The following is a 2,146-nucleotide window of genomic DNA, read 5'->3' as shown; positions in this document are numbered from 1 at the left end:
TTGACGCCGCGGGCGGGAAAACGCTGCGCCTGGTTCTTCAGCGCAGGTCTTAGCTCCGGTGGCGCCTGATACCATTCGGTCTCGTAATAGAGCTCGACGATGTGGCCGTCGGGATCGCGGCAGCGGAAGGTCGGCCCCTGCCCCATGTCGCCGTCGATCCAGCCGATATCGAAGCCCGAGCCCTTCAGCGCCGCGACGCGCCGCTCCAGCGCCTGCTGGCTGCGCGCGCGTAGCGCCATGTGCTCCATGCCTGACGTCTTCGACGCCGTGAGCTTCAGCGAATAGCGCTCGTAATCGTCCCAGCCGCGCAGATAGACCGACTCGCCCTTCTGCCCGCTGACGGTCATGCCCATGACGTCGACGAAGAATTTCAGGCTCTCGTCGGGCTTCGGGGTCAGCAGTTCCATGTGGCCGAGATGAGCGAGATCCAGGATCGGTTCGGGCTGCATGGCTTCCTCCAAGGCGGTTTCCTCCAAGGCGGTTTCCTCGAAGGCTTGGCTGCGATCCGCCTCACCGGATCGCGCAATCGGGCACCGAGCACAACGATGCGCGCGCACCCAGGCGATACTGACGGCCGCCGGTTCATTTGTACTAATGTACAAATGATTAGGTCCCGTCAACAAATCAAACCGCGCTCTTCGCGGGCTCGGCGCAGCGTCGGCGCCGCTTTCGCTGGCCCGGAGGCCCGGACCGGCTGCCCGAATGGTAAAATCTTCCTTAAGGACATTTCGGCCTGTCGGCCTGGAGGAGCGGCATTTTCCGGCCGTTCCGTCCGCAAGTATGCATCAGGGACAAATGTGCGAGCCGAATTGTCGCGGATTTAACGAAGCAGCCGCGCCTGGCGTTTAACCGTTTGTGCAGCGACGGCCGCATAGTCTGGAGCAAAGCCCCTCTTTCTTGCCAGGTTCATCCATCGTGACATCCTTTGGACGCGTGATTTCGGTTCGCGGATCGCTCGCCCGGGTCGGGCTTTTGGCGGAAAGCCAATTGCCGATCTCGGAGGTGCGGGCCACCGTCGGCCGTTTCGTGAGCATCCGCTGCGCCAGCTCGGTCATCGTCGCGATGATCACCGAGGTCTCCTGCGAGAACCTCTCGAACTCCGACTACATCGCCATCGCCTCCGTCGACCTGCTCGGTGAAATCCTCAATGCCGCCGACAAGGCCAAGTTTCAGCGCGGCGTCACCAACTATCCGACCATCGGCGATTCCGTCGACCTGATCACCAGCCAGGAGCTGCGCACGATCTACGCGCCGACCGGATCGGACCAGATCAATGTCGGGTTCCTCCAGCAGGACCGCTCGGTCGTCGCCTATGTCGACGTCGAGGAGATGCTGTCGAAGCATTTCGCGGTGCTGGGATCGACCGGCGTCGGCAAATCGACCGGCGTGTCGCTCTTGCTCAACGAGATCCTCAAGGCGCGCCCGAACCTGCGAATCTTCCTGCTCGACGTCCACAACGAATATGGCCGCTGCTTCGGCGACCGCGCGCTGGTGCTCAACCCGCGAAACCTGAAGCTGCCGTTCTGGCTGTTCAACTTCGAGGAAATCGTCGACGTGCTGTTCGGCGGCCGCGCCGGCGTGCCCGAGGAGCTCGACGTCCTTGCCGAGGTCATCCCGATCGCCAAGGGCATCTACACGCAGTATCAGAACTCCGACCGCCTCGGCCTGAAGCGCGTCGATCCCAAGCAGATCGGCTTCACCGTCGACACGCCGGTGCCGTACCGCCTGGTCGACCTGATCTCGCTGATCGACGAGCGCATGGGCAAGCTCGAAAACCGCTCCTCGCGCATCATCTATCACAAGCTGATCTCGCGCATCGAGGCGGTCCGCAACGACCCGCGCTATGCCTTCATGTTCGACAACGCCAATGTCGGCGGCGACACTATGGCCGAGGTGATCAGCCATCTGTTTCGCCTGCCCGCCAACGGCAAGCCGATGACGGTGATGCAGCTCGCCGGCTTCCCGGCCGAGGTCATCGATTCCGTGGTCYCGGTGCTGTGCCGCATGGCCTTCGACTTCGGCCTGTGGAGCGACGGCGTCTCGCCGATGCTGTTCGTCTGCGAGGAGGCGCACCGCTACGCTTCCGCCGACCGCAATGTCGGCTTCGGACCGACCCGCAAGGCGGTATCGCGCATCGCCAAGGAAG

The 2,146-nt window shown here is 63.2% G+C and carries 2 protein-coding genes; one reads left to right on the top strand and one right to left on the bottom strand.

Annotation, left to right across the window (positions count from 1 at the left end):
- A partial coding sequence (locus ACXJL8_RS39460; RefSeq protein WP_456686854.1) for a VOC family protein occupies nt 1-449 on the bottom strand: 449 nt, incomplete at its 3' end.
- 466 nt (nt 450-915) lie between these two features.
- Between ACXJL8_RS39460 and ACXJL8_RS39455 the strand changes: the two genes are divergently transcribed.
- Nucleotides 916-2,146: ATP-binding protein (locus tag ACXJL8_RS39455; protein ID WP_456686853.1), on the top strand; the 1,231-nt coding region annotated here is incomplete at its 3' end.

It is taken from the genome of Bradyrhizobium sp. P5_C11_2 (assembly GCF_054049755.1).
This window is presented reverse-complemented; position numbering and strand designations above follow the sequence as displayed.